At 39.7% G+C, this 25,788-nt stretch carries 28 protein-coding genes; 15 read left to right on the forward strand and 13 right to left on the reverse strand.

The genetic code is table 11. The annotated features are described in order from the left end of the window. Window positions 1-38: 38 nt before the first annotated feature. Window positions 39-1,463 (reverse strand): dihydrolipoyl dehydrogenase family protein, encoded by a 1,425-nt coding sequence (locus tag ACOJQI_RS16165; RefSeq protein ID WP_421379743.1) that lies wholly within the window; start codon window positions 1,461-1,463, stop codon window positions 39-41. A gap of 231 nt (window positions 1,464-1,694) precedes the next feature. Here ACOJQI_RS16165 and ACOJQI_RS16170 point away from each other — a divergent pair, with 231 nt between their 5' ends. From ACOJQI_RS16170 to ACOJQI_RS16190, 5 genes are all read left to right on the forward strand, one after another. Beyond that, a complete protein-coding gene (locus tag ACOJQI_RS16170; RefSeq protein WP_421379745.1) occupies window positions 1,695-2,282 on the forward strand; it encodes a CDP-alcohol phosphatidyltransferase family protein in 588 nt (195 codons plus the stop codon). A 206-nt stretch (window positions 2,283-2,488) separates the two neighbouring features. Beyond that, window positions 2,489-3,133: a TVP38/TMEM64 family protein gene (locus ACOJQI_RS16175; protein WP_421385491.1), complete on the forward strand. Its 645-nt coding sequence runs from the start codon at window positions 2,489-2,491 to the stop codon at window positions 3,131-3,133. A 59-nt stretch (window positions 3,134-3,192) separates the two neighbouring features. After that, entirely contained in the window at window positions 3,193-4,785 is a 1,593-nt protein-coding gene (locus ACOJQI_RS16180) for an acetolactate synthase large subunit (RefSeq protein WP_421379747.1), read from the forward strand. A gap of 212 nt (window positions 4,786-4,997) precedes the next feature. Beyond that, entirely contained in the window at window positions 4,998-6,719 is a 1,722-nt protein-coding gene (locus tag ACOJQI_RS16185; RefSeq protein WP_421379749.1) for a PQQ-dependent sugar dehydrogenase, read from the forward strand. Beyond that, window positions 6,695-7,261, forward strand: a complete 567-nt coding sequence (locus ACOJQI_RS16190) for a hypothetical protein (RefSeq protein WP_421379752.1) — start codon at window positions 6,695-6,697, stop codon at window positions 7,259-7,261. The genes ACOJQI_RS16185 and ACOJQI_RS16190 overlap by 25 nt, the downstream gene beginning before the upstream one ends. 157 nt (window positions 7,262-7,418) lie before the next feature. Here ACOJQI_RS16190 and ACOJQI_RS16195 read toward each other — a convergent pair whose 3' ends face one another. Both ACOJQI_RS16195 and ACOJQI_RS16200 read right to left on the reverse strand, forming a co-directional pair. Beyond that, entirely contained in the window at window positions 7,419-7,571 is a 153-nt protein-coding gene (locus tag ACOJQI_RS16195; protein WP_421379754.1) for a YjcZ family sporulation protein, read from the reverse strand. A 44-nt stretch (window positions 7,572-7,615) separates the two neighbouring features. Further along, a complete protein-coding gene (locus ACOJQI_RS16200) occupies window positions 7,616-7,714 on the reverse strand; it encodes a YjcZ family sporulation protein (protein WP_421379756.1) in 99 nt (32 codons plus the stop codon). 166 nt (window positions 7,715-7,880) lie between these two features. Here ACOJQI_RS16200 and ACOJQI_RS16205 point away from each other — a divergent pair, with 166 nt between their 5' ends. Next, complete coding sequence (locus ACOJQI_RS16205; protein WP_421379758.1) at window positions 7,881-9,206, forward strand: FMN-binding glutamate synthase family protein; 1,326 nt, start codon at window positions 7,881-7,883, stop codon at window positions 9,204-9,206. A gap of 178 nt (window positions 9,207-9,384) precedes the next feature. On the opposite strand, the gene ACOJQI_RS16210 is transcribed toward ACOJQI_RS16205, so the two are convergent. Beyond that, entirely contained in the window at window positions 9,385-10,065 is a 681-nt protein-coding gene (locus ACOJQI_RS16210; protein ID WP_421379760.1) for a GDSL-type esterase/lipase family protein, read from the reverse strand. Window positions 10,066-10,748: 683 nt separating this feature from the next. Between ACOJQI_RS16210 and ACOJQI_RS16215 the strand changes: the two genes are divergently transcribed. Next, complete coding sequence (locus ACOJQI_RS16215) at window positions 10,749-11,636, forward strand: glycerophosphodiester phosphodiesterase (RefSeq protein ID WP_421379763.1); 888 nt, start codon at window positions 10,749-10,751, stop codon at window positions 11,634-11,636. Between the two features lie 41 nt (window positions 11,637-11,677). On the opposite strand, the gene vrrA is transcribed toward ACOJQI_RS16215, so the two are convergent. Both vrrA and ACOJQI_RS16225 read right to left on the reverse strand, forming a co-directional pair. After that, a complete protein-coding gene (gene vrrA / locus ACOJQI_RS16220) occupies window positions 11,678-12,148 on the reverse strand; it encodes a VrrA/YqfQ family protein (RefSeq protein ID WP_421379765.1) in 471 nt (156 codons plus the stop codon). 238 nt (window positions 12,149-12,386) lie between these two features. Continuing rightward, entirely contained in the window at window positions 12,387-13,031 is a 645-nt protein-coding gene (locus ACOJQI_RS16225) for a TVP38/TMEM64 family protein (protein ID WP_421379768.1), read from the reverse strand. A gap of 177 nt (window positions 13,032-13,208) precedes the next feature. Between ACOJQI_RS16225 and ACOJQI_RS16230 the strand changes: the two genes are divergently transcribed. The 3 genes from ACOJQI_RS16230 to ACOJQI_RS16240 all read left to right on the forward strand — a co-directional run bounded on the left by ACOJQI_RS16230 (window position 13,209) and on the right by ACOJQI_RS16240 (window position 14,692). Further along, complete coding sequence (locus ACOJQI_RS16230; protein ID WP_421379770.1) at window positions 13,209-13,712, forward strand: peroxiredoxin family protein; 504 nt, start codon at window positions 13,209-13,211, stop codon at window positions 13,710-13,712. Window positions 13,713-13,938: 226 nt separating this feature from the next. Continuing rightward, the gene (locus tag ACOJQI_RS16235) at window positions 13,939-14,358 is read left to right on the forward strand and encodes a hypothetical protein (RefSeq protein WP_421379772.1); all 420 of its coding nucleotides are present in this window, start codon (window positions 13,939-13,941) and stop codon (window positions 14,356-14,358) included. 16 nt (window positions 14,359-14,374) lie between these two features. After that, window positions 14,375-14,692, forward strand: a complete 318-nt coding sequence (locus ACOJQI_RS16240; protein ID WP_421379774.1) for a thioredoxin family protein — start codon at window positions 14,375-14,377, stop codon at window positions 14,690-14,692. A 115-nt stretch (window positions 14,693-14,807) separates the two neighbouring features. On the opposite strand, the gene egtD is transcribed toward ACOJQI_RS16240, so the two are convergent. The 3 genes from egtD to ACOJQI_RS16255 form a co-directional block, all read right to left on the reverse strand. Then, entirely contained in the window at window positions 14,808-15,773 is a 966-nt protein-coding gene (gene egtD / locus ACOJQI_RS16245; RefSeq protein ID WP_421379776.1) for an L-histidine N(alpha)-methyltransferase, read from the reverse strand. Then, window positions 15,770-17,038: an ergothioneine biosynthesis protein EgtB gene (gene egtB, locus ACOJQI_RS16250; RefSeq protein ID WP_421379778.1), complete on the reverse strand. Its 1,269-nt coding sequence runs from the start codon at window positions 17,036-17,038 to the stop codon at window positions 15,770-15,772. Before egtB ends, egtD begins: the two co-directional genes overlap by 4 nt. A 79-nt stretch (window positions 17,039-17,117) precedes the next feature. Continuing rightward, entirely contained in the window at window positions 17,118-17,738 is a 621-nt protein-coding gene (locus ACOJQI_RS16255) for a flavodoxin family protein (protein ID WP_421379781.1), read from the reverse strand. 365 nt (window positions 17,739-18,103) lie between these two features. Between ACOJQI_RS16255 and ACOJQI_RS16260 the strand changes: the two genes are divergently transcribed. Beyond that, the gene (locus ACOJQI_RS16260; RefSeq protein WP_421379783.1) at window positions 18,104-19,225 is read left to right on the forward strand and encodes a hypothetical protein; all 1,122 of its coding nucleotides are present in this window, start codon (window positions 18,104-18,106) and stop codon (window positions 19,223-19,225) included. Here the strand turns inward: ACOJQI_RS16260 and ACOJQI_RS16265 are convergent. Both ACOJQI_RS16265 and ACOJQI_RS16270 read right to left on the reverse strand, forming a co-directional pair. Then, window positions 19,167-19,922 carry a methyl-accepting chemotaxis protein gene (locus ACOJQI_RS16265; protein ID WP_421379786.1) on the reverse strand — a complete coding sequence of 252 codons (756 nt, stop codon included), beginning with the start codon at window positions 19,920-19,922 and terminating at the stop codon, window positions 19,167-19,169. The two genes, ACOJQI_RS16260 and ACOJQI_RS16265, sit on opposite strands and share 59 nt — an antisense overlap. After that, entirely contained in the window at window positions 19,888-20,142 is a 255-nt protein-coding gene (locus ACOJQI_RS16270) for a glutaredoxin family protein (protein ID WP_421379788.1), read from the reverse strand. The genes ACOJQI_RS16265 and ACOJQI_RS16270 overlap by 35 nt, the downstream gene beginning before the upstream one ends. A gap of 89 nt (window positions 20,143-20,231) precedes the next feature. Between ACOJQI_RS16270 and ACOJQI_RS16275 the strand changes: the two genes are divergently transcribed. After that, window positions 20,232-20,912: a Crp/Fnr family transcriptional regulator gene (locus ACOJQI_RS16275; RefSeq protein WP_421379791.1), complete on the forward strand. Its 681-nt coding sequence runs from the start codon at window positions 20,232-20,234 to the stop codon at window positions 20,910-20,912. A 169-nt stretch (window positions 20,913-21,081) separates the two neighbouring features. On the opposite strand, the gene gerQ is transcribed toward ACOJQI_RS16275, so the two are convergent. Then, the gene (gerQ, locus tag ACOJQI_RS16280; RefSeq protein WP_421379793.1) at window positions 21,082-21,441 is read right to left on the reverse strand and encodes a spore coat protein GerQ; all 360 of its coding nucleotides are present in this window, start codon (window positions 21,439-21,441) and stop codon (window positions 21,082-21,084) included. A gap of 131 nt (window positions 21,442-21,572) precedes the next feature. After that, the gene (locus ACOJQI_RS16285) at window positions 21,573-22,049 is read right to left on the reverse strand and encodes a cell wall hydrolase (protein ID WP_421379795.1); all 477 of its coding nucleotides are present in this window, start codon (window positions 22,047-22,049) and stop codon (window positions 21,573-21,575) included. Window positions 22,050-22,302: 253 nt separating this feature from the next. Here ACOJQI_RS16285 and ACOJQI_RS16290 point away from each other — a divergent pair, with 253 nt between their 5' ends. The 3 genes from ACOJQI_RS16290 (at window position 22,303) to ACOJQI_RS16300 (ending at window position 25,251) form a co-directional block, all read left to right on the forward strand. Further along, window positions 22,303-23,631 (forward strand): FMN-binding glutamate synthase family protein, encoded by a 1,329-nt coding sequence (locus ACOJQI_RS16290; RefSeq protein ID WP_421379797.1) that lies wholly within the window; start codon window positions 22,303-22,305, stop codon window positions 23,629-23,631. Between the two features lie 133 nt (window positions 23,632-23,764). Then, on the forward strand, window positions 23,765-24,448 hold the full coding sequence (locus ACOJQI_RS16295) for a Crp/Fnr family transcriptional regulator (protein WP_421379799.1): 684 nt from the start codon (window positions 23,765-23,767) through the stop codon (window positions 24,446-24,448). Between the two features lie 659 nt (window positions 24,449-25,107). Beyond that, window positions 25,108-25,251, forward strand: a complete 144-nt coding sequence (locus ACOJQI_RS16300; RefSeq protein ID WP_421379801.1) for a hypothetical protein — start codon at window positions 25,108-25,110, stop codon at window positions 25,249-25,251. Window positions 25,252-25,788: the final 537 nt, after the last annotated feature.

Genomic DNA, 25,788 nt, shown 5'->3' on the forward strand with positions numbered 1-25,788 from the left:
TTACAGACACCTCTTCCTTCCTTTTATGCTCCTCAATTTCATCGAAACCACTGTATATATTTTTTAGCAATCTTTGGAATGACTCCCTTAAACAGTTTCTCTCTCCAATATTGATCGGCTGCTTGGGAAACGATGCTCCCATGTGTTGGGTACGGATGAATCACATTGGAAATTTCGCCAATCTTATGATTTTGTGTTTTAGCCAACACTATTTCCTGCATCCAATCTCCCGCATTTTCACCGACTGCATGAGCACCGAGAATATAACCCTTTTTATCTGTGATAATTTTGACAAAGCCTGTTGTGTCACGATCTGTTACAAACCGGTCTACATCCTTAGAAGATACAGAATATACCTTTACATCTGAATGCTTTTCTCTTGCTTCCTCTTCTGTCAAGCCTATATGAAAAACTTCAGGATCCGTGAATGTCACCCAGGGTACATGATCATAGTTGACTTTCCCTTTCACGCCGAAAACGGCATTCCGCACTACCATTTTCCCCTCCATGCCAGCTGCATGCGTAAACGGAAATTGGCCATTCGTATCTCCTATGGCATAGATATGAGATACACTCGTTTGCAAGTACTCATTCACTTTAATAACTCCCCTATCGGACTTAACACCAATCTCTTCAAGATTCAATTGGTCTGTATTGGGTTTTCTTCCGGCTGAGAGAAGGATTTCATCTCCTTCAATTTCCACTTCCTTACCTTCTACTTCCACCATAACGGACTTCTTGCCATCTTTAGTTTCTACACGCTTTACTTTTGCATTGAGAAGGAAGGATAGTTCATTTTTCAGTTGGTCAAAAATCCTCTTTTGGATATCTTGATCTTCCTTGCCGAATATCATGTCATGCGCTTCGATAATTGTCACTTCAGAACCGAATCTAGCAAAGGATTGGGCCATCTCCAGTCCAATTGGACCTCCTCCGATAACGATCAGGTGTTTCGGGGGTTTTTTTACATCAAAAATGGTTTCATTTGTTATAAAACCCGCTTCCTTCAATCCTTCGATCGGCGGGATGTTTGGTCTTGAACCCGTCGAAATGACGACTCGTTTGCCTCTGATTTTTTCTCCTTCATCTATTTGTACAACATGAGGATCAACAAACCTGCCCTTTCCTCTATAAATCTCCACCCCAAGCTTCCTGAACCGATCTTTGCTGTCATGATGCTGAATTTCCGCTATGGCTTCCTTCACCCGGTTCATCGCTTGCTCTATAGATGCTTCTCCTTCCACATCCAACCCAAACTCTTCAGCCGTTTTTCGTGCTTGATATACTTTTTTTGCAGACGTGATAAGAGCCTTTGAGGGCACACAGCCATAATGCAGACAATCGCCGCCCAATTCCGGATTTTTTTCTATCAATGCGACAGTGGCCCCAAGGCTGGCTGCACCAGCAGCAACAGTCAGGCCGCCGGCACCCGCTCCGATAACAATTAAATCGAATTTTTTCAATGAAATTACCTCTTTCATTTTAATAATTAGATTGCCGAAAATATATAGAGTGAAATTCAACTGATTACATGACAGTAGTATAAATAACTTCTTGGGATAAATCAGTAAGGCTCCTTACACAGCAGACTTTCTTTATTTACAAGAGGTTCACAAAAGTAATGGATATTACAGCCATTTTATGAAGATAGGGGTAAACTAGAGAAAAGAAATCAAAAAAGCAGGTGATTGAAATTGCTCGATACACATGCACGAAAATATGTACAGCCATTAATTGGAAAAAGCGCAGACATTCTCTTGAAGGTCGGATTAAATGCGAACCAAGTGACGACCATTTCCTTCTTTATCGGTGTCTCTTCAGGTTTGTTTATTTATTTTGAGTATGAACTGGCCGCATTAATTGTTCTTTGGTTTTCAGGATTCCTGGATGCCGTTGATGGCTCGATGGCAAGAAAAACAAAAAGCTCTGCATGGGGAACACTCCTGGATGTGAGCTTTGACCGCCTGGTAGAAATCAGTGTCATTCTTGGACTTGCGTTTCGTTACCCCGACTCGATGTGGGCCCTTCTGTTACTGAGTGTATCCATCATTTATGCTATGACTATTTTCCTTACTGTTGGCGCGTTGTCTGAGAAAAAGGGGATTAAATCGTTTTATTACCAAGCTGGTCTGGCTGAGCGAACAGAAGGTTTTATTCTATTTTCACTTATGATCATCTTTACGGAGTATTTAACTTTATTGACACTTCTTTTTCTGGTTGTTGAAGTATTCACGACCCTGCAGCGTCTGGCAGAAGCCCGAAAGATTATGAAGGATATCTAAAATACCAGGGGAGTTGGCATGATTCTTTCACAAACTCTTGTCACTTAACCCTCCTCTCGATTGGAATGTGCTCCACTGACTACTTCTTCTACAGGTGTGGGGCTTCATTTAACCTCCTTTCACTGATCAAGCATTCAGCAACAAATTTCACACCCTCGACACGATAAAGAATTACAAATGAAGGACGGGTGTTTATATTGAAAAAAATGAAGATTGTTAGTGTACTTTTTATAGTGTCATTTCTTCTTATAATTTATTGGGATGAGATTAATCGATTACTTATAGATGGATCTGTTGAAGAGCTGACCTCATTTATACTCTCCACGGGCTACCTGGCACCGTTCGTCAGCATTCTATTGATGATATTCCAGGCAGTTGCTGCTCCGATTCCATCATTTTTGATTACAGGAGTAAATGGAATGATTTTCGGTGTGTTCTGGGGTGCTGTTATTTCTTGGGTCGGAGCCATGCTCGGTGCCATTGTCTCCTATTATCTTGCGAAGAAGCTTGGCTTTGAGTTTGTTGCGAAACAATCCACTGTTAAAGAAGAGTATCTTGAGAAATTCAATGGTAAAGGAGGCTTTCTTTTCGTATTGATTGCAAGGCTTGTTCCGATTATTTCATTTGATCTGATCAGTTTCTTAGCGGGATTGACTGGTATGAGGCTGAAAATTTTTTTATTCGCAACTGGTATAGGTATGCTTCCTGGTACGGTTGCATACAGCGTTATCGGCAGCGAAATATCCTCTCCGGATAGCAACTATACTGTCACCTTGCTTGTTATTGCCCTGTTAATTGGTCTGTCGGCTGCTGGCTACTACATTCGAAAAAGGAACAGGTACCTCAAGTGAATATCTCCTGATATTTTTGCAAACAGTATCTACATGTGAAAATGTAGGAGGTTTGTAAATTGAATGGTTCAGAATTAGTTGTTCGTTGTTTGGAAGTGGAAGGCGTTAGTCATGTTTTTGGAATCGTCGGGAAAGAAACGATTGATCTTGTTCATGCTTTAGAACACTCTTCAGTAAGATTCATACCATGCAGACATGAAAATAACGCTGCCTTTATGGCTGATATTTATGGAAGATTAACAGGAAAAGCAGGGGTCTGTACTTCTACTCTGGGTCCCGGAGCGACTAACATGGCTACGGGTATTGGCTCAGCGTTTCTAGATCATTCGCCTGTTGTTGCGCTTACTGGACAGGGAGCAGTCAGCCGTCTTCATCAACAGTCACACCAAATCATTTCTATCAGAGACTTAATGGCACCCATAAGCAAATGGTCTTTTGAAGTGAAAGACCCTTCCACTATACCAGAAGTGATAAGAAAAGCTTTCCAACTCGCTGAAAAGCAAAATCCCGGTCCAGTTGTCCTGTCGCTTCCTGAAAATATAGAGAAAGCTCAGATAAATGGAAATCCTTTAAAAAAACATTCCATAAGTAAGTCCATGCCGGATATAGAAACACTTAAAGAAGTAAAAACACGGTTGGATCAGGCAGTATCACCTGTCATGATTATCGGCAACGGTGTTATCAGGGCAGATGCACAACAGATTTGCCTGACATTGGCCGAAACTCTGTCGATTCCAATTGTTCACTCCTTTACAGCAAAAGGGATTGTGCCTAATAACCATCCATTAAACTATTTCACTTTTGGCTCAGGCAAGGATGATGAAGTAAATCAGTTATTTTCAAAAAGTGACCTCTTGTTGTGTATCGGCCTTGATTTTGTCGAAAACCAGCCTCCTGATTGGAACTTCTGCAATACACCAATAATACATATCGATTTTACTGAAGCTGAAATCGATTCTTTATATACACCAGTAATCCAGCTCATTGCTCATGTAAAAGAGTCTATTAATGCTTTATTAGCAATGGACCTCTCTTCTCACTCTAATACAGAAATTGACTTGCAAGCGAAACTCTATAATAAATTGGTTGAGCAGAAACCCTCTGCTGCAATCGGTCCTTTAACAGGAGAAATGATAATGAAGGAATTGACAGGCCTTATTCCTGATGAACATATTCTCCTTAGTGATGTAGGAGCAAATAAAATAGACGTTGCAAGGTTCTATCACCCTTCCCCAGGGAATAAGGTCATCATTTCAAATGGATTTGCTTCAATGGGAATTTCAGTTCCAGGTGCTATTACAGCTAAGCTTCTTTTTCCTGAGAAAACCGTTGTTGCTGTAACCGGGGATGGCGGCTTCATGATGTCTGTAGCTGAGCTCGAAACCGCTAAACGGCTTGGGCTCAATATCTTAATCATTCTCTTGGTGGATGACATGCTGGGAATTGAGTGGCAGCAAATGAAGAAGGACTATCCTGATGCCGTAGGCGTACATTTTTCTAACCCTGATTTTGAAAAGTTGGCAGAGAGCTTTGGTTTTTCCTATTTTAGAGCTGAGAACATAGAAGCGTTAAGTGAAGCCACAACCGATGCCCTAGAGATGAATGCAACTGTTGTCATAGAAGTACCTATGACAAATAAAATTAAACCATAACAATTTTAGAACTTCACTCGATAATACACTCATATGTTTATTAAACAAATGGTCTAGCTTTATATGTCTAATAGTTCTAAGGGGGAGAGTCGGCAGGAATGACTCTCTCCCTCTATTCGCAAAAATATCCACCAGCATACAGTCTTTTCATATCTTCTGTTCTTGCCACATACAATCATTAATGGCAAGAACATTGTGAAGGGAGTCTAAGTATGCCATTTACCCCATACGTACCAGACGGTATGATTGAGCAGTCACTTCAATGGGAATATGCTGATAGAGAGCTTATTAAGTCAATTGTCGATAAAACGAATACATCACTGGAACAGGAACTGATCCTGCAAATCTTAGAATGGCAAGATAGAAAACTAGTCATTCTTCATAGGTTGACCATGCAATCAACTAGTAAAACCTCTCTCCCGCCCATAATATTTGACTATCCATATGCAAAAGTTCTTACTCTTTTGCTTGAACGGTCAGAACAGCTCGGATTGCAGTATGAAAGCTTGCTTCACTATTTTTTAAAAGGATTTGAATCTTTCCAAAGTGATGTGAAAATGCTATATAAACTAACAATTAAACAAATGAATTTACTGATTCAATTAAAGGATGTTCAAGCTTCAACTCCAAAAACTACTTCTTTTTATCTAAAGGAAGGTTATAAACTTGAAAAAGTAGTGAATCACCTTTCCTTTCCGACCAGCATAGTATTATCCCGCAATCAAGATATATATATAGCTGAATCTGGCTTTGCATACGGTATGCCCGCTGGAATGGGAAGAATTTTAACAGTTAAACAAGGTGAGGTGACAGTCCTGGCAGACGGTTTTGACGGTCCCCTTACCGGCATGACATTGGCCTTTGATAAGCTATTTGTTGTCATAGGCGGAAGGGGGACCGAACAATGCGGTAAGCTGCTGTGTGTAACACGTGATGGCCAAAAGACTGTGTTGCTGGATGGCTTGAAGACATGCGGGGATCATTTTACTGGAGATATTATTGCAGGAAACGATGGAATGCTCTATTTTGGTGTCGGCAGTGCTACTAATTCAGGAGTAGTTGGGCCCGATAACCAATCATGGTTGAAGGAGCATCCCTATTTTGCTGACTCCCCTTCAAGGACATACCACTTGTATAAACGTGGTTTTCTTTCTAATAATCCGCTGACGGAAAAACACGGTCAAGAAATAACCTATCCATTTTCGCCTTATGGTGCTCCTTTTTCTCAGCAAGTTGAAGGGAATTTATTATCTAATGGAGTCCTTTACCGCTGTGATCAGGAAGGCAATGATTTAGAAATCATTGCTGATGGTTTTCGTAATCCCTTTGGACTGCAAATTTCCCCTTTTGATCATCAGCTGTACGTAACAGACAATGGAGCAGATGCCCGCGGAAGCAGACAAATCAATGGAGACTGGGATAACCTTTGGCGTGTAAGCACTATGAAGAGCTGGCATGGATGGCCGGACTTCTTCAGTGGCCTGCCAGCTACATTGTCTCACTTTCATACGAAAGGCAAGCCTGCTCCTTCGTTTTTAATTAAAAACCATCCCTATTTAGCGGCTCAACCAGTAACCAGATTTGAGCAGCACAGCTCCTCCAATAAATTTGACTTTTCTTCCAACCCTCAATTCGGATATGAGAAAAAGGTATTTGTTGCTCAATTGGGAAATATCAAACGCTCCAACGAGCAGCCTGACCATGGGTATAAAGTCGTCATGACAGACTTCGAAAATGGTCTGCAGGAAGAATTTTATGTAAATTATGAAGGAGAAGATCAAACAGAGGGTCCCATCCGTCCAATTGAGGTGAAATTCAACCATACAGGAAATGTCCTTTATCTTCTTGATTTTGGGATTCTTGGCAGCATGGCTTTAAACAAACCTCCTAAACAATACAGCGGTGCCCTATGGAAAATAACCAAAGAAGAGTAAAAGATGCTGGTCTTCCCTCTCCCTCAGGAAGAATTAAAAAGTTTGTGTTTAGTACATTAATGACTTCAATAAGCGTTTTATTACAAGCATCAGGAACCTTCATTCCTGTAATTGGTGTATTCATCAGCCCTTTTGCAACCCTGCCAATCCTTCTTTCATCTAACGTTTCGATTCATTACGGAGCTTTATCATATATTTGTGCTTCTATTACTCTTGGCATCATTTCACCTGAAGAGTCCCTTATTTTCTTTTTAACAACTGGAGCTCTTGGACTTGTACTGGGCGCAGGGCTCCACCTTAAAATAAATAAATTCGTTTCAATATTTTTCGCTTCCTTAATTCTCACAATAGGCAGCTTGATTATGGTGTTTCTTTTAGAATTCCCCCTTTTAGGTCCTCTTTCGCCAAAAAACACCAACACTCTCCTAACTTTTTTTATACTAATTATACTATTTATCACCTATTCGTTTCTTTGGGAAGCTTTCGGCAGAAGGGTGATCAAGAAAATTGAACGCCAAAAAAAGAAGCAAACGTACCGTTAGTCATTACAAGCAAATGCACCCGAAGGACTGTACATGGAAACTGGTTTTGGAACCTTCATCCTAGTCTAAAACTCAGAATATTTATTATCTACTGCCCTCGAACAAAAATAAGGCCGAAACCAAGTAGTATCCTTGGTTTCGGTCTTATTTCCTGAGATTAGCAAACTGCTGCACCAACAATGATCAAAAGAACGAACAGTACAACGATCAATGCAAATCCGCCGCCGTAACCGTAGCCCCCGCCGTAGCCGTAGCCGCCATGACCGCCATAACCACCATAACCACAGATTCCTCCGAATCCATATGCCATATATTTCACCCCCATTTTTTTAAATCTTTCTAAGTTAAGTTAAATTAGTAGCCGTAACCGCCACCATAGCCGGCACCCACGACAATCAACAATACGAACAGCACAACTATCAGCGCAAAACCTGCTCCATAAGAATGTGACATGAACTTCAACTCCTTAGTGATTATTTGGAATGAGTCAAAAATACATCCCATACTTTAATTTATGTTTAAAATAAAGTTGTGTTTGTACTATCGTCTATATTGTTAGCATGAATAAGAAAGCAAATTAGAGAGAAACTATAAGTAAAATGTTTGGAGGTAAATAAATATGATTGAAAAAATGATGCAATGGATGATGGATCCTACAATGGATGCAGCCATGAAAAACATGCTGACAAAAAAATACGAAGAAAACCCATTCCTCATGACAACCATCATGACTAAGCTAACACCACGCGCCATCATGGAAGCTGGTATGAGAGCTCAAACCGGACAAGAAATAAAACGTCCAATTGGCAGCCCTGTCGTTCTCTCACCTTGGGAACAATTTTATATGAGCCCTCGCCAATTACATAAATTACCTACAGAAAAAAAGGCTGACATAACCACTGAAACAATCATCGGGTCTCGTTGTAAGAAACCACTGAAGTTGTCCATGCCAATAATGATTACCGGAATGTCTTATGGAGGCTCTCTCAGCTTAAATATTAAAACCGCGATTGCAAAAGGGGCTTCGATTGCCGGTACGGCAACAAATACAGGTGAATCAGCTTTAACTGATGAAGAACGAGACAGCGCCAACCTCCTCATCGGACAGTATAATCGGGCCATGAGAATGAAGGAAAGTGACCTGAAACATTTAGACGCTATTGAATTTCAATTAGGCCAAGGCGCTTGGGGCGGTGCCGCTGAGATTGAAACCAAAGCAGACAAAATCGGCGATCATCTTAGAGGTGCATGGGACTTAAAGGAAGGCGAAGGATCTACGATTCAATCAAGATTGCAAAACGTCCAGAATGCTGATGAAATTGTTAACATCATAAATCGTATAAAGAATTCTCATGATGTACCAGTAGGGGTTAAAATCGCAGGATCTGATTTTGTAGAGTTGGATTTAGAAGTTATTACAAAGGCAGATCTCGATTACATTGTTATAGATGGTGCAGAAGGTGGCACGGCCGGTGCCCCTCCGACTCTTGAAGATGACTTAGGGCTGCCGACACTTCACTCACTTGTCCGTGCAGCTGACTGGCTTGAAGAAAACGGAAGGAGAAACCAGATTCAACTGATTGTATCAGGAGGATTGGCGACTCCAGGCCAATTCTTAAAAGCACTGGCATTGGGAGCAGATGCGGTTTATATCGGTTCTATTGCCTTAATGGCTGTCCTTCAAAGTCAAATGACAAAGGCATTGCCGACAGCTCCACCGCCTCAACTCGCTTTGTATTCAGGCAAGCTGAAAGATGAGTTTGACATGGAAGAAGGGGCAAAGGATTTGGGGAACTTCCTGAAATCATGCGGTGCTGAGATGAAAAGTGCCATGCAGGTAATGGGCAAACTAGCTACGAGTGAGCTCAATAGGGAAGATCTTGTCACATTAGATAAAGACTTAGCAGCGTTTTCTGGAGTTAGATACGGAGCTTCTAAAAGGTAAATAGCTGCAGTTAATAACAAAAAAGAGATCAATAATGCAGACACTCTGCTTTTGATCTCTTTTTCTTTGACCTAAAGTAATTGGACCTCAAGATTTCCACCCTCCCCCACAAGAGTCGGGCACCTTTTACCAATCAGGTTTTATACATACGTGATTATTCACATAACTGTTCCAGACCTCAAACCTGCCGTTGGTTGGAATCTTCCTCAGCTTTTGCGTGATCTTCAATTGCTGATATGGTTGAATCCTTTAGTAGTTCAGCCATAAGCTCATACCCATTATCATTAGGATGTATTCCATCCCGGGATATTAACTCTTCTTCATGATTGTCAAACACCTGGTTCAAATCTATAACCTTTGTATTCTTGGAACCATTGAAAGTATGGATATGGTGATTGAACTTTGAAATCCAATGCTCTGCAACTTCAACCTTTGGAAAAGGATTGTACAAATTAAACAACCGAATGATATAAAAACCGTTATCATTGTTATCTTGCTTCATTTCATGAATGGAATAGAAGATCTTACTTAAATTATCTTGACATTTAGATAACGCTTCATAGAAGACCGTTTCATCCTTTTGTCTTTCATAGCTTCTAACTGCATCAATTAAATCATTTCCACCGGCAGTAATGGAAATAATATTGGCTTTGTCCAGTTCTTCTTTTACAAACGGATGATTTATCATTTTAAGTATATCTTCTGTCGTGGCACCTACTCTTGCAAATTGATCTAAAGAAATTTCATTTCTCATAATCCTTTCCGTCTTAATGACATATCGTTTAGCAAAATTCGGGGAAAACATACTGCGTCCCGTCCCTACAGTCAACGAATCTCCTACCGCAACATATCGAATCATGTTCTAACCTCCTAAATTGTTGTCAATTGTATCATATTCCTATGGGAAAGAAAGGTGTTTTCAAGATCTCAAAAAGGCTCACTCTTCGATTCTGTTTGAATAGGATATGATGTATCCAAAACTTCCGTAAAGTGCCACATATCACCTCTCCTATAGTAAGGGCTGAATCGCTATTACCTGCGATTCAGCCCTTACTTGGTTAAATTGGGAATATAACACTATTGTATGATCAAAGCCGATTGAGAAATGTCGAATAGGCTCACCTCTTAACTTTGACTGAATACTATATGGTGTATCCTAACCTCCATAAAGCCTTTCTTTTTTCCTCTGCAGATGCTTGGTTGGGTAGTTGCACATACTGCCCAGACATGTGTTGTAAGATCACGAAAAAAAAGAACACTCAGTTATAAAGTGTCTCCCTGCTACCTTTTAGTAAGTGAAAGCCACACCTACTATTATTTAAGAATGAATAATATGATGATTAATACCAAACGGCAGGGACCTTCAGGCATTTCAGCCATGTTCTTTTTCCATTTACATATTATTTTTGTATAATAACTTGGTTTAAAACCTAAGATACAATTTGATCTGGAAGTTGTATTTTAAGAATATTGTTTAAAATAAGGATTCCCTCGGGAGTAAGCCCGACATATTATAAAGAGAATTCGGATGGAGGTGAATGAATGTCACAGCTATTCACACTTTACTTAATCCTATTGATCATTGTATTACTTACATTTGAAGAAGATTTCATTTCCAAACAAGATAATTATAGCTATAAGCCCCTTTTAATTGCACATCGGGGAGGGGCTGGACATCATATCGAAAATACCTTTTCGGCTATTGATCATTCTATCCTACATCAATCGGATATGATTGAGCTGGATATTCAAATCACAAAAGATAATCAAGCGGCCATTTACCACAACTTCTCACTCGAAAAGTTCGGAAAACCCATCTCAGCTTTATCAAAAAAACAACTTCAGCAATTAACTCTGTCCTCAAAATCAAAAGTAGAAAAGATCCCTTTTTTAGAGGATGTCTTTACAAAATATAAAAATAAAACTCCTTTTCTACTGGACCATAAAGACCATGGGAAAGAAGAAGTAGTTGCTGCCGTAATAAAAAAGTATTATTCTCCAGCCGAAATGAAAAACAAGCTTATTATTCAATCATTCTATTTGAAATCTCTCCAGATCTATCAGGAGCTTCTTCCCAGCTTGCCTTTATGTTACTTAACGTTAGAGGCCCTTACAAATGATCAGTTAAAGAAAGTGGCCAAGATTTGTAATTACATCAATCCATACTTTAGAATCCTCTCGCCAGAATATCTAGAAAGAATTCATGCATGTGATTGCAAGGCATTCACATGGACTATCAATTCACAGTCTGACTTCAAAAAAATAATGCAAATGAACGTTGATGGCATTGTTACAGATTTTCCTCATCTAAAATTGCTTCCTAATATAACTGAAAATCAAAATTTTTTCACGGAGATTTCACATCATCTTGATAGCTTTCAATCGTTCTTAAAAGCAGTATCGTTCGAGATTTCAACCTTCAACAATTAAAAAAAACCTCCAACCTTTTAATATGTGGAGGGTGTTGCTGGTCACTTTGATTTTTTTAAAGAAGATAGCATTAAAGGAATCTTTTTCATCATCGGCCCATATTGTTCTATGAGTGGTGCCGCAGATTCAGCAACTTTTATCCACTCCTGCAAGGTGTTTGATTGTCCTTCAGTAACTGGTGAATCAACAGCCTGAGGCTCGGTATCCTTTTCTGATTTTTCCTCACCCATCCCTTGCTGGCCTTCTGAATGCCTTGCAGGGAAAAAACCAAAAGGATCCTGTCTTCTTTCCCTTTGATTCGTCTGTTTCGTTTGACTAGTTTGTGTATTCCTTTGTGGGTTGTTTTGGTTTTCCCTTCTGGGAAAGAAACCGAATGGATCACGGATAGGCTCATTGGATCTTTGAGCCGGCCTGCGCTGCCCGCCCCCATGTAAACTAAAAGGATGGATAGGGATATCTGAATGATCGTTATCATTCTTTTTGTTTAACATCGATGTTAAAAATTGTAACACTTTTCATACCTCCCTTCTCTCTTTTAGTTTATGTATGAAAAGTGAGAATTGCATGAGACAACCGCCTTTTAAAATAGACAGATTTAATAAAAAGAAAAACCGGTAGAGGGAAAAATTCAACTTACACGGGAAATAGTACACCTTGTTGAACAGCACTGAAAAATTAAAACGCCTAAAGATTCACCTTAGGCGTTTTCAGTGTTGCTAATTTATTCCTATATAAAAAAGTATGAGCACCTTATTGTTCTAAATACCTTTTAATTTTGTTTCTAAACAAAAGAGGAACAATGGTTAAGATCAGAAAAAAGGCAATCGCCCCTGCGATTAACAATGCACTCTCCGATGTTGTGGTGGAACCCAGGAAATTGTAAGCAAAGGTCCCTGGAATGATTCCAATCACCGTTCCTATCATGAAATGAGTAAAACGGACTTTAGAAGCCCCTGCAGTATAGGAAATCAGATCAAAGTTGAAAAGCGGAATTAAACGAAGCAGCAGTACCACGAACAACCCATTCTTTTCTAATTTTTCTTGAATGAGTTCGGCTTTTCCACTTTGCTTCCCCTGCCACCTCCCTTTACCAATCATACGGGCGACAAAAAAAGAAAGCGCGGCCCCTAAGGTTGCCCCTGTAACAGTCAATGCAGTTCCTAATGCAGGACCAAAGGCCAACCCGCCGGCCAGTGAAAGCACCGATGCAGGAAATAATAATAACGGCCTGAGTGTGTAGAGTAGTACAAATAGAACAGGAGCCCAAATTCCAATAGATAAAATCATCGCTTTGATTGCTTCTGGAGAAATGTCAAATACAGTCTGGTTGACGATTATAAGGCTTGCTATGATTAAACTTAATAATCCTAACTGCAGCCATTGTTTTTTATTCATACGCATCACCTTTATTATTAATTTAACTCGTCTATACTTTACTGTGTTTTCAGCATTGACTTCTGTAAGCTGGCTTACGGTATTTACATTCCTTATGTCATCAGGCTTACATATTTTTTTGAAGGGAAGAGATAGTATCAAGAGGCAAGTATTTATCATAACAAAGGAGGACTATCAATGACTGTATTACAATTGAACGACCAAGCACCCGATTTCACTCTTCCAAAAGCAAATGGAGAGATATTTTCATTCGCCTCACACCAAGAAGAACATAAAAGCTGGCACCTCATCATATTCTTCAGAGGATCATGGTGCCCTGTTTGTGTTCAGGATTTAAAGGATTTAGAAGAGAACAGTGGTTTCTTCGAAGATAAAGGAGTGCATTTCATTACCATTTCTACAGATGCTAAAGAAGATCTCGCTAAAATGGCGGAGGAAAACAAGTTGAGTTTCCCTGTCCTTGCTGATGAAAACCTGGAAGCGCTAAAAGCTTATGGTGTCCATTACCATAGTGAAGATGCTCCTTATGAAGATCATGGAGCACACGGAGAACCAGCTTATTTCCTTGTAGATGAAAAGGGAAAACTACTTTTTCAGCAGCGGCAGACAAGTCCATTCGGACGGCCTACTGCAACCGAACTGAGAAAAATTGTACAGTACATCAAGAAAAATCTGAAATAATTTCCTTGCAGGAATGCCCTTTCAACATTCTATTGAAAGGGCATTCCTTTCTTAATCTTTTTTCATGAAAAACAGACTTAGATTTAAAAATTAGCCTTAATAAAAACCTTCCGATGGGCAAAAGCGGAAATAAAGTGATCCCTTCCTTTTTTGTAATACCGATTACAGAAAATTAAAACTATTATGAATTATAATTATGGTATTAAAACGAAAGGAAGTGCTGTTGATGAAACACAAACTTAGCAATGGAATAATAGGAGGCATTATCGGCGGTATTATTTTTGGAATTATGATGCAGATGATGGGGATGATCGGCATGATTGCCGGCATGCTGGGAAGTGAAAGCCTTGCGGTCGGCTGGATCATTCATATGGTGATCAGCATCATTTTTGGCCTCTCTTTTGCCTTAGCCAATCAGGTCATTCATAACGTATGGACACTTGCCATACTATTTGGCATAGGTATTTGGATTATCGGTCCTCTGCTGATCATGCCGATGATGATGGGTATGGGTACAAACTTAGGGGCTGTATTTGCGCCACAGCAGCTTATGAGCCTGGGCACCCATATTTTCTTCTCCCTGATTTTAGCCATCGTATTTAAACTAAGAAAAGAAGAAAAAGCAGAAACAATCATTTCTGCATAATACAGGAGGTCTCAACATGAATATCAGAAGTAAAGAAGAGTTCAAAACCCTTATATCAAGCAAGGACAGAACAATTGTGAAATTTTATACTAATTGGTGTCCGGACTGCAAACGCATGGATGCTTTCATGCCTTCCGTGATAGAAGAGGTCGGCAGTCTGACAATTCACGAGTTAAATAAAGATGAACTTCCAGAGGTTTCAGAAGAGCAGGACGTAATGGGCATCCCGAGCTTACTGGTTTTCCAAAATGGTCAAAAGATGGCACATCTTCATAGTGCAAATGCTAAAACACCTGGAGAAGTGATAAAGTTTTTGAACACTCATTTCAAGTAGGTGTTAAATAACCCGGCTGGAATCTTCCTTCCTTATAAAAAAACTCAGAGGCTCCTCTGAGTTTTTTATTATTACAAATATGAATCACTATACAACGAACATTGACTCTGTGATACTATCTCTTTTCCATATAGTGAACGCTGAAAAGCTCATCTTCATCTGTCCAGACATGGATCGGTGTAAATAGGCATTGAGATGCCAAATGTTGAAATTCGTCTGGTGAGTACTTATAAGAGTTTTCTGTATGAATGGTTTCTCCTTGTGCAAATACAACTGGCTGACCTGCAATCATCACCTGCTGATTTGTCAAACTACGCAGATGCATCTCGATTCTTCCTTCGACTTCGTTATAGACTGCTTTATGCTCAAATTGTTCTATTTGAAAATCAGCGTGAAGCTCCCTGTTCAATCTTTCCAACAGATTTAAATTGAAGGCTGCCGTAACCCCCTGGGCATCATCATATGCTTGTTCGAGGATGGACCGGTCTTTTTTTGTATCAACTCCGATAATTAAACCGTCTCCGGTTGATAGTGACTCTGCAGTGTTCCTCAAGAAAGCTTGAGCTTCTTCTGGTTCAAAGTTGCCGATTGTCGAACCTGGGAAAAACACAATCTTCTTCCTGTCCTTCTCAACAGGCAGTGGCAATTTATTTGTGTAATCACCACACACTGCTTTTATAGTTAAATCAGGATGCAGCTTGGCTAATTCCAAACAAGATTCATATAAAAACTCCTTGGAGATATCGATTGCCAAGTATTCATTTAGTTCATGAAATAACGAAATCAGCTTTTGTATCTTTTTGCTGCTTCCGCTTCCGTATTCAACTATTGTATGTGCATTCCCTGCTAGTAATCGCATTTCCTCAGCGTTTTCTTCAAATATGGCCAGCTCTGTCCGGGTAGGATAGTATTCAGGCAGATTTGTTATCGATTCGAATAGAGCCGACCCTTTCTGGTCATAGAGATACTTGGCTGAAAGTTGTTTTTCAGGTTTGGTCAAACCTTGTATTACGTCTTTCAGCATGTTTTCCTGGTTTGTGTAATAGTCATACTGAGAGATGGAAGGATTCAGAACAGTCATGATTGATCATCCTCCGCTAAGCGAATGCCGCTGAAAGGCCAGCGCTTATCAGCCGGAAAGAAATTACGATATGTTTCCCTTATATGCGATAAAGGTGTAACACACGATCCACCGCGAAGAACCATTTGATTACACATGAATTTCGCATTATATTCTCCCAGAGCTCCTTCCAGTGGCTTATTTCCTGGATAAGGCGTGTACGGGCTTGATGTCCATTCCCATACATCTCCAAACAACTTCTGTAAAGGATGAGAATTTCCTGATGACTGCCCGTGCGGCTGAAGGAATCCATCCTCCACTGTATTTCCTTCAATGGTAACTGATTGGGCAGCATGCTCCCATTCTGCTTCTGTTGGAAGTCTTTTTCCCTTCCATCGGCTGTAAGCATCTGCTTCATAAAAACTTACATGAGTGACAGGTGCATCAGGGTCTACCTTTTGCAAACCAGAAAGTGTAAAGTGATGCCATTCTCCCTCTTTTTCCACCCAATATAGAGGCGAAGTCCATTGTTCCTTTTTCACTTTATTCCATCCATCAGAAAGCCACCATTCAGGAGTTTGATACCCGTCATCTTTTATAAATTGAATATATTCACTGTTTGTTACAGGCCGGGTTGCCAGACGGTAAGGTTCCACCCATACTTTATGGCGTGGCCTCTCATTATCAAAGGAAAACCTTTCGTCATTATGCCCGATTTCCACTAACCCCCCATTGAAAGAGATGAAATCCATGTCAACTAGATTGCCTTCGGACTTCTGATTGTTATCAGTATAAGCTGGGTAAAGAGGATTCACAAAGAAGTTGAATTTGATATCCATCAAAATGAGCTCTTGATGCTGCTGCTCATGTTGAAGTCCAATTTCAATCAACCCTTCAATAACCTTAAGTTTTTCTTCTTCAGCGCTATTAAGAAGTAGCTCCATATACTCGTCTACGTATGCCCGGTAGGCTTCTACCTCGCCAATAGACGGCCGAGACAGGACCCCTCTTCTTTGTCGGGGATGAAAAGATCCGACTGTTTCATAATAGGAGTTAAACAGATAGCTGAAATCCGGATGAAATTCCTTGTAGGATGATAAGTGCTCGATAAGAATGAACTTCTCAAAAAACCAAGTTGTATGGGCCATATGCCACTTTGTCGGACTGACATCCGGGTGAGCTTGGAGTATGTAATCTTCAGCTTGCAAAGGCTGAGCAAGTGTCATAGTCTGCTTACGGATATTCTTGAATCGATCACTCACTGACTGCTTTGTTTCCAGTTTCATTTATCTATCCCCTCTGTTTTATTATTTTATTAATAGGTGAAAAAAGGTCGGTCCAGCAATAAGGCACTGGACCATTATTTTATTCAATGACATTCCCTTCGGCTGGAATTGGTGTGTTCTGAAGCATACGTGAAAAATGAATCAGATTGTAAGCCATAATCTTAGCATTCTGAGAAGTGAAATCATTCTCTTCCCCATTCGCTTCAATATAGGAAGGTCCTGGCCCGGCTTCGCCAACCCAGTATGTATCCACATTAGGGGGAATCGTAAATCCTATGTGAGCGAGCCCGTACAGAACAGAAGCACTGGCATTTTTGGCACCATCTTCATTTCCAGTCACCACTACACCGCCCACTTTGTTGTAATAAATATACTGACCCTTTTCGTTCGTCTCGCTGCTGCTGCCATAAAGACGTTCAATCACTTTAGTGGCGATGCTGCTTTTCTCACCTAACCAGAGTGGTGTTCCAATAATCAGAATGTCACTTTCCATTACTTTCTGATAAATTTGCGGCCATTCATCCCCTTCACCTTCATCCGGAGTGATTCCATACTTAACGTTGTAATCAGATACCCTTACAATTTCAGAATCGATACCTTCTTGGTCAAAAATCGAAACGATTTTCTGCATTAATGCTTTTGTGTTTGATTGTTCCCCTTCATCTTTAAGGGTACAGTTTAAAAATAGAGCCTTAGTCATTGGTAAATACTCCCTTCAAGTAAAGATACTCCTGATATTCCCCTCTTCTCCCACGATAAACTTTGAATTCGAGACATATGTTAGCGATATTAAAGGTTAGGATTACTTTATCCCTTGTGCCTCTAAGGTTTGATGCCGATTTGTAAGTTAGATTACATTCCAGCATCAAAAGATTACTTTCTAATTTTTGGGGTAGCCTGCTGCCTCAAATTTCACATATAACATTCAACTTCCCTGCTCCACTCTTTCACACAGAAAAATGAATTTAATTATACAAAGCCCCCAAAATGTAAGAAAGGTTACTTTCACTTCTTTTATCATAGGTTATTATATTAGTATATTACCTTGATAGACGGAGATTGAAAATGAGCCCACTTATTAGCATAATTGCCATTATCATTATCTACAGAATCAGCATGACCTTATCTAACTTTCTTAACAGCCAGTTCTTCTATATCTCCATACCCTATATTGGATCTTTGTTAGGGATTTTATTGTCAACATTTGTCCTCCCGATAGAACTCCCTGATATGATGAGCCGGATCTTCTTGACGATTTTTTTATTTTCAATAGGCTACCAAACGGTCCCTTATCTAAAAAAACGTTTTTTTATTAGAATGATATGGCTGATTTTTGTGACTGCTCTGTTAATGGCAGGATTTGAATGGATATCCCGCTTTATACCCGGAGAGGGAGGAGAGCTGTTAGGTTCTATTTTCTTTGCATATAATGAAAATGTACTGGAAATGTTCGTTCCTTCTGAAAGACTGACTTACTTTCAATATTGGGGGCACCTGCAATTACTGATTGTTTTTTTTATCACTCCTCTTTTTCTATATTTTTTTGAACGAGTTTATAGATTAAGTAAGAAAGAGGTTAGTCAGAAGGAAAGTATCTTGACCTTTAGAGCCAAAGATAAAGGAACATTGATGATTATTATTGGCCTATGGCTGGTCGCTCTTACCGTGATTACCCTTTCCTCTTTCCTAAAGACAGAAAACTTCTTTATATATGATTTTGTTTTGGGCATGATTAGTGGAATGCTATTTCGTTTGTATCAGCAGCGATTGAACAAACCTCCCGCTAAGAAAACATTGGAACTAGTCGGGATGATCGGTACCTTGCACTTGTATATCTTTATCATAAGCACAATCATTACAAGCAGTCATTTCGTTTCTCTATTTACAGGAACCTATTTTGATTTAAACGTATTTGTTCTTTTTCTTCTTAAAACAATTTTTTTGATGATGGGAATGTTACTGGTACTACCTAAATTGATTAGAAAATGGAGCGGTTCAGAAAAAATGGTGGCAGCCGTCGCTATTTGGACATTCAGCCTGAATGCTCCTGTTGTCTGTATGCATGGCATGAGGACGGCAATGAATAAATGGGGAAGTGCCCCACATGTCCTTTTTATTATTCCGCCCGTCATTCTTTGGTTAGTAAATTATGTACACGCAGCGCTTCTTCTAATCCTTCAGAGATAACCTGTCGGTTGGAGGAAATCACGTTTACTGATTGATGAGCATTTTCACTCTCTTGTTTTATTCGGCGGGAGTTTTCCAAGAGGGTTTGCTTCCCTTCTCCAACTTTTTCAATAGAACGGTGAATGTTCTTGAATAAAGCAGCTGTCTCATGGATACCGTTGATTCCTTTCGATGTGGCTCTTACCCCATCTTGTGATTCTTTATCAATCTTTTGAATCTGGGTGAAGATGGACTTAATGGAGTCTTCTGCCTGTTTTGTAGCATTGCCGCTTTCCTCGGAGAGCTTTCTGATTTCCTTTGCCACTACATCAAACCCTTTTCCTGCAGAACCCGCTCTTGCCGCTTCAATAGAAGCATTAAGCGCTAACAAATTGGTTTGAGAAGAAATTTTTTTTAGGTTCAGTAAGATATCATTCAACCTGCCGGAAGCGTCATTCAGGGTTTTGATTTTATCCAAGATGACTTGTGATGAATACATGATTTCCTTGAAAATATGAACGGTGCTGTCGACTGTATCTGCACCGTTCCCTGCATGACCTGCGGCAACATCAATGGAATGATTGATATCTTCTGCCGTCTCATTCAACATTTGCGCATCGCTGACCATATTGGCCGCACTTTCAAGGAATTCTGTCATTTCCTGCTTTTGGATTTTCATTGTTTCATGAGCTTGGATAATTTTTGAGTTCATTGACATTCTCCTCTTTTAGAACTTGAAGCAAGTGACAGCCAGTATAAAATGTATTGTCTATACGTAAAGCTGGGGTGATAATTTCTCCATTCAATTTTTGCAGTTCGATTGCATAGGACTTGTTCTGTAGGATATTATTCTCGGTAAAAGGTATTGACAGAGCTTTAAGTCGATTTTTTACTTTATGGCATTTTGAACAGCCATCTATCGTATATAATGAAAGCACCGTGCCTCCCTCCTTCCTCATTAGTTTAAGATTTATAACTAGTCTGTGCAGTAAGGGAGATTACAAAAGAGTCTGAAGGGAGAAAAAAGATGGATAAATTAACTTTGTTATCACATATAAGTTTATTCGAAGAACTTCCTATGGAAGAACTTGAAATAATCGATGAATTAAGCGAGATGCGACCTGTAAAGAAGGGGACAGTCATTACATCGCCCGATCAGCCAATTCCCGCGTTGTTTCTGTTAAAAGAAGGGCAGGTCCGCCTGTACAGGATGAATCATCAAGGAAAACAGTTCACTGTTGATATCCTGACCGGCGGAAATATTTTTGGGGAAACCTCCACTTTATCTCTTACTGATGATGATATCTATACCGAAGCAATGACAGATACCTATCTGTGTGTCATTGGAGTGGATGAATTTGAAGCTTTCATTGAGAAAAATCCCAAAATTGCATTGAAGTTCATCAATATCCTGTCCAACCGTTTAAAAGAAGTCTATACACTCAGTGAAAAGATCGCTTTAAGCGATGTTAAGTACCGCATCCTATTTCTTTTGCTCAAACTCAGTGAAAAAACTGGCAAGCGAAAAAAAGAGTGGCAAACCATCAATATGAAATTAACCCATGCGGACATAGCCGGAATGGTAGGATCAACCCGTGAAACTACCAGTGCCATGATATCTGCACTAAAAAAAGAAGGGTATATCAAGAAAGGACTTAAACTGTCTGTTCATGCAGACAAGGTTCAAGAAGCTCTTAAATTGAATTAGAGGTCACACCTAAGGGAGAGTTTTATCCTTTTCCCCTCCTCTTCTATCAACAGGAAATCTATGTTTGAACTAAACAGATATTTACATTGGATACTTCATTTTCCAATTATATGTAAAAAGAAACCCGCACAATCCCCAGGATTTTGCGGGTTTTAAGCCTCCTCCAACATCACATTGATGTTTCCATCGTCGCCTGTACAGCCGGACTAATTTCAGTGTGAGGATAATTGATTTGATCCTCGAATTCCACCCAGTCGAGATTAGCCATGAGAAGCAGGTAGCGTTTTCCGCTGTCCGGGTCACTGATGATGATGTGGTCACGACCCGCTGTTTCCACGCGTCCATGATAAACCATTGCATTCCACCTGCTGTTTCCTTGGTAAGTAAAATAGAAGGTCCCGACCTTTCCTTTGTTGAAACGAAGGATATTTTCGATGAACGATTCTTCCACCACGCCTGTCGGTAATTGCTGCCCGGTACCAATCGGCATCACAGGCACGGAATAGGTCGGTCCAGAAGGGATATTCATTGGAAAGCCTCCTGGCTGTTGCATGGTCCTGCTCCCCATCATGGAAGCCGAATAATAATCAGGATAATAATTTGTTGCATAATAACTGGAGTTTCCATATGTCATGTAAAAATCAGCTCCTTCTTATATTTTTAACGGTAAAACTCTGGGCAATAGCCCGGTACACCTACATAGAAACAATGATTTTTGTGGGCAAATTCGAATTGTGTCATGGGAGATCTTGGCATAGTCTCAGTACAAGGAGCCCGAAATTGGCTACCTGGACTGGGGTTGAAAAACCACAAGCTCATCCTTGCTCGAGGATCCCTGTAACCTTGCAGTAAATCTCTGGCCCTCTGGAGGTCAGCTTCGTCGGGGCGCTGCGTATACAAAGAACCGTTTAGGACGGGTTCGAAATGAGGGATGCCAGTTCCAGGGATTGTTTGATAAATTGCTTGCCTTATGTTACGCAAGTTTCTAAAGTCCGGAGCACAGTCTGCCTCTACCCGATTAGCCACAACCGTTCCTACCATGTTCATCCCTTGTGCACCTTCGCCGATTGCTTCTGACAGCATCAACCTCGCTAACGACTCCACATCTCGAGAAGTATGTTTTATTTGCCTTCCCATTCACTCACCTCCCTCAACCTATACAAGTAACTTATTGCCTGTAAATGGTTTTGGCAACTTGCCTATCAGCCCAAACTTGGAGAATCAGCCCTTGTTAAAAGTATTTTCCTTTGACTTGAAATTCTAGTTACCAGAATCTCGGGGAAGGGTCTTTCTTTTTTGTAATCTATCTTACAGATCATTGAAAAAATTGTTTTTAAAGGCTTAAAGGTGGAATTGTTTGTAATAGAAAGAAAAAATCAGGAGGGATTAAATGCTTGATAAAATGTTAATGAAAATGATGGAACCGATGATGGATAACAGAATGGAGGATATGTTAACCAAGCCTTATCCAAAGAATCTGTTTGCCATGACCACGATGATGGAAAAATTAACACCTACGGCTGTTGTAGAAGCTGGGATGAGAGCTGAATCTGGTGAGCCTCTTACCCGACCAATAGGAAGTCCCAATGTTCTTTCACCTTGGAATGACTTGCTTCTTAATCCTAAGCAGCTATTCGAACTGCCTTCTAAAGATTACAAAACAATCAGCAGTGAAACGGTTATTGGGCCTAAGGCTGTTCGGCCGTTGAAGCTTTCAATGCCTATCATGATTACTGGAATGTCGCTTGGAGGTTCCTTGAGTAAGCCGATGAAAACAGCACTAGCTAAAGGAGCCACCATGGCGGGAACATCTACAAATACTGGTGAGTCTGCTGTTACTCCATATGAGCGTGAAAATGCGGAGTTATTGATTGGTCAATATAACCGTGGCGGCTGGCTCAACACACCTGAACAACTTGAACAGGTAGATGCAATAGAAGTACAGTTTGGTCAAGGTGCATTCGGAGGAGCAATTACAGATGAAACTGATTCAAGTGAAGTGACCGAAGAATTGAAAGATATTTGGAATCTTCAAGAAGGAGAAGACGCTGTAATTAATTCAAGATTTCCAAATACCGAATCGCCATCTGATATTGTATCACTGATTAAGAAACTGAAAACAAACTATGAGGTACCAGTCGGAGTGAAGATTGCTGCTTCCGATTATGTGGAATATGAATTGGAAATTGTGACAGAGGCTAATGCTGATTTCATTACCATTGATGGATCAGAAGGAGGAACATCAAGCGCACCGCCAACACTTCAAGATACGGTTGGGCTACCAACACTCCAAGGATTAGTACGAACGGTCGATTGGTTGGAGAAGAACAATAAACGAGGTGACTTAAGCGTTATAATTGCAGGTGGATTAAAAACTCCTGCCCATTTCTTAAAAGCATTAGCCTTAGGAGCAGATGCTGTCTATATTGGATCGATCGCTTTAATGGCAGCTATGCAGAGTCAAATGACAAAAGCATTGCCTCAAGATCCTCCACCACAGATAGCGATGTATTCAGGGGAATTAAAAGATGAACTCAATGTAGAAGAAGCTGCTAAACACTTAAACAACTTTCTCATATCTTCAGTAACAGAAATGAAGATGGCTGCCCAATCACTGGGTAAAACAGCTTTAAGGGATCTAAACCGGTGCGACCTTGTTACCGTATCCGATAGATTAGCAGGGTTCGCTAACATCAGAAGTGCATATGACCACCGTTAATCTCTCATATTTTAAGCTTCCCTTTCTTACGGGGAGCTTTTTTTCAATTGAAATATGCAATGTTTAAGTATTTACGTTAGACTAATAGATAATGATGAGAAGCAGCAATACATAAATTGAAGGTGATTATAGCATGGATGATAAAAAGTTACTTTACCTGTCGGAAATAAATCTGTTTGAGGAATTACCTTTGGAAGAACTTAAAGGCATCGGAAAGATTAGTAAGATGGAATCTGTAACTAAAGGGAGCAAAATTATTAGTTCTCAGAATCCACCTGATTCACTTTTTGTATTAAAGGAAGGTCAAGTTAGACTTTATATTGAAAGTAAGAATAATAAGCAATTTACAATTGATATTCTCGGTCCCGGAAATATTTTTGGGGAAACAACCTCTTTTTCTATAACCGACCATAATGTTTTCGCTGAATCAATGTCAGAAGTAATCCTTTGTACTATTACAAAAAATGATTTTGAAGAATTCATTTCGCAAAACCCTAGGCTGGCTATAAGGTTTATAGAGATCTTATCCTCCAGGTTGAATGAGGTTTACGCAACAAGTGAACTGATTGCAAACAGAGAAGTACGCTACCGCTTATTATTTTTGCTGATGAGATTAAGTGAGAAGTTCGGAAAGAGGAAAAATGAATGGCAGACAATTGAAGTGAAAATCACTCATAATGATTTGGGAACGATGATTGGCTCAACACGTGAAACAGTCAGTGCGTTAATAAGCCAATTGAAAAAGGAAGGCATCGTGGCCAGAACCCCCACTGGGCTTAAAATTCATGCAAAAAGAGCAAGCGAAGAGTTAGACTAATTCTCCACCCTCCCATCCTTGGACAACTGGTTTATAGGGGGATTGGCATGAACAACTGTTGGAAGGATAGATATATTGACTTGGCTGGAAACTACTTAAAAATTCTATTAGATGGTAAAGGAGTTTCCGGGAGATTTAAATATAATATTTTATTCAATTAACTCAATTTGACTTAGGGATAGACAGTACCATTCAACAAGTTCTGCTATTCGTTAACCCGCTGGGTTCTTCCCTTTTATTTTTAGGCTTGTCTTTTTTATTTAAAGGGCGAAAGAAATATAGACGAATTGTTTTTCGCTGACTCAACTTTAAATGGTGTCTTGGTAGGCAACTTCGCTTGAAATGAATGCCTCGTCTTTAATATCTTTTTTAGGTTTGAATTATCAAATTCCTCTAAACTTGAGGATGCCCCATTACTACTCGCTCCTAAGAAAAACAAAAGCCCAACCATCATAAATAAAATCTTTTCATCAAAGCCCTCCTTAAATGATTACTCATAAGTTTATTTTACCATAAATTTGGAATTCCTTCATTAAAAGTTGCATTTTTCTAAAAAGTCAGCCGTTTTTCTCTCGAAAGTTTTATTTAAGGTATAATAGGAATATGTATTCGAACTGTAAGTCCACACCTCAACGACTTAAAGGAAGGAGGGAGTAAATGTGATTTGGACATTCGTGTTTATGATTGTGGTATTTGGCATATTAGGGTTCTTGTGGAGCTTATTATCCAGCAAAAAACAACGCAGCGAAAAAATCACACAGGAAGAAGAGAGAGCGAAAAGTAATTATTGGGGTGGCAGCTAGTAAAAAAAAGAACAGAAGAAACAAAAAGCAATGGATTAAACAATCCATTGCTTTTTATATTGTTATTTAATGTGTTAAAATCTCTGCTAATTGCCTTGCTAATTGATTAACTTATTGGTATTTTCTACTTCAAAACTGAACCCGTTAAATTTATCAGTGATTCTTTTATTTACCTGTAATATATTCTTGTGTGCTCTTCCTTTCTCTACAAATACTGCTTTATAGACTTCCAAAGTAAGAGACCAAATCACTTTTAACTTGAACGTCAATAGAATTATCATCTCAACTTATAATAAGGTACACAATGGTTATGAAAGGATAAATAAAAAGCATCATAAACAACTTATGTGAGGTAAGACTCAAAAAAAGCCCTCAACGTAAGTCCATAACGGGGCTTCCATCGCCTCCATTTCGATATTCTGGAATGGTGTATTCGTTGGTCATATATGCAAATGGATGAGTAACACTACCAGGCCTTGGCACTTTTTTATTAATTCTATGTATATATGAGAAGCAATTCTCCCCTTATCCTGAGCA

Origin of the sequence: Bacillus salacetis, assembly GCF_049177075.1 — a bacterium.
Classification (GTDB): domain Bacteria; phylum Bacillota; class Bacilli; order Bacillales; family Bacillaceae_B; genus Rossellomorea; species Rossellomorea salacetis_A.

Excerpts from the sequence above, each read along its gene's own strand:
- ACOJQI_RS16205 (WP_421379758.1), top strand. The coding sequence starts at position 7,881 with ATGATTGAAAAAATGATGCAATGGATGATGGATCCTACAATGGATGCA.
- egtB (WP_421379778.1), bottom strand. The coding sequence starts at position 17,038 with ATGAAACTGGAAACAAAGCAGTCAGTGAGTGATCGATTCAAGAATATC.
- ACOJQI_RS16200 (WP_421379756.1), bottom strand. The coding sequence starts at position 7,714 with ATGTCACATTCTTATGGAGCAGGTTTTGCGCTGATAGTTGTGCTGTTC.
- ACOJQI_RS16265 (WP_421379786.1), bottom strand. The coding sequence starts at position 19,922 with ATGTCAATGAACTCAAAAATTATCCAAGCTCATGAAACAATGAAAATC.
- ACOJQI_RS16290 (WP_421379797.1), top strand. The coding sequence starts at position 22,303 with ATGCTTGATAAAATGTTAATGAAAATGATGGAACCGATGATGGATAAC.
- egtD (WP_421379776.1), bottom strand. The coding sequence starts at position 15,773 with ATGACTGTTCTGAATCCTTCCATCTCTCAGTATGACTATTACACAAAC.
- ACOJQI_RS16295 (WP_421379799.1), top strand. The coding sequence starts at position 23,765 with ATGGATGATAAAAAGTTACTTTACCTGTCGGAAATAAATCTGTTTGAG.
- gerQ (WP_421379793.1), bottom strand. The coding sequence starts at position 21,441 with ATGAATATCCCTTCTGGACCGACCTATTCCGTGCCTGTGATGCCGATT.
- ACOJQI_RS16260 (WP_421379783.1), top strand. The coding sequence starts at position 18,104 with ATGAGCCCACTTATTAGCATAATTGCCATTATCATTATCTACAGAATC.
- ACOJQI_RS16275 (WP_421379791.1), top strand. The coding sequence starts at position 20,232 with ATGGATAAATTAACTTTGTTATCACATATAAGTTTATTCGAAGAACTT.
- ACOJQI_RS16285 (WP_421379795.1), bottom strand. The coding sequence starts at position 22,049 with ATGGGAAGGCAAATAAAACATACTTCTCGAGATGTGGAGTCGTTAGCG.
- ACOJQI_RS16185 (WP_421379749.1), top strand. The coding sequence starts at position 4,998 with ATGCCATTTACCCCATACGTACCAGACGGTATGATTGAGCAGTCACTT.
- ACOJQI_RS16190 (WP_421379752.1), top strand. The coding sequence starts at position 6,695 with ATGGAAAATAACCAAAGAAGAGTAAAAGATGCTGGTCTTCCCTCTCCC.
- ACOJQI_RS16215 (WP_421379763.1), top strand. The coding sequence starts at position 10,749 with ATGTCACAGCTATTCACACTTTACTTAATCCTATTGATCATTGTATTA.
- ACOJQI_RS16235 (WP_421379772.1), top strand. The coding sequence starts at position 13,939 with ATGAAACACAAACTTAGCAATGGAATAATAGGAGGCATTATCGGCGGT.
- ACOJQI_RS16240 (WP_421379774.1), top strand. The coding sequence starts at position 14,375 with ATGAATATCAGAAGTAAAGAAGAGTTCAAAACCCTTATATCAAGCAAG.
- ACOJQI_RS16210 (WP_421379760.1), bottom strand. The coding sequence starts at position 10,065 with ATGATTCGATATGTTGCGGTAGGAGATTCGTTGACTGTAGGGACGGGA.
- ACOJQI_RS16225 (WP_421379768.1), bottom strand. The coding sequence starts at position 13,031 with ATGAATAAAAAACAATGGCTGCAGTTAGGATTATTAAGTTTAATCATA.
- ACOJQI_RS16175 (WP_421385491.1), top strand. The coding sequence starts at position 2,489 with ATGAAGATTGTTAGTGTACTTTTTATAGTGTCATTTCTTCTTATAATT.
- ACOJQI_RS16255 (WP_421379781.1), bottom strand. The coding sequence starts at position 17,738 with ATGACTAAGGCTCTATTTTTAAACTGTACCCTTAAAGATGAAGGGGAA.
- ACOJQI_RS16195 (WP_421379754.1), bottom strand. The coding sequence starts at position 7,571 with ATGGCATATGGATTCGGAGGAATCTGTGGTTATGGTGGTTATGGCGGT.
- ACOJQI_RS16230 (WP_421379770.1), top strand. The coding sequence starts at position 13,209 with ATGACTGTATTACAATTGAACGACCAAGCACCCGATTTCACTCTTCCA.